Below are 567 nucleotides of genomic sequence, written 5' to 3' on the forward strand. Positions count from 1 at the left end.
GTTCGACCAATGCGACCACGTTGCGCGGCAGCACACCTTCAGCGTGGAGTCCCGCCCACACCGCCCGCCAGCGGGCCAGCATGGGATTGATACTGGTCCTCGACCAGGCGGGGCGGTCGTCCGTGCCTTCCGTCCGTTCAACGACGAGGTCCTCCACGTCGGCTTTGGTGATGCTTTGCACGCGGCGGTCGCCGTAGCGGTCGATCACCGGCCGCAGCGCCGCGGTGTAGGCGTCAAGCGTCGTCGGCTTGATCCGCAGGGATTTGGCCGTAAGCCACTGTTCGCACGCCGCCTTGACGGTGAGTTCGCTGGGGGAGATGTAGGTGCCGGACGCCAGGGAAGCGGTGGTCTCGGCATACCAGTCGCTCGCCTCGGCCACGGTGGCGAAGCGACGTTTCAGCTGGCGCCGCGACTCACCCACCCTGCGCGGCGGGTTGACCCGCACCTCGTAGCGAAGGCCGGCCGGCGTTTCGACGCGGCGCAGGTAACTGGGAAGTCGTGCCATGGGCGGTACCTAATGAGAACTAGCGGGTCAGTCATCGGGCAGACTCGCTACCGGTAGCGGCC

1 pseudogene is annotated in these 567 nt (G+C 67.4%); it reads right to left on the reverse strand.

The annotated features are described in order from the left end of the window. Nucleotides 1–505, reverse strand: a pseudogene (locus tag F6Q13_RS19865) (site-specific integrase); the annotation flags it as partial. Nucleotides 506–567: the final 62 nt, after the last annotated feature.

This window comes from Mycobacterium sp. (genome assembly GCF_008709575.1).
Lineage (GTDB): Bacteria > Actinomycetota > Actinomycetes > Mycobacteriales > Mycobacteriaceae > Mycobacterium.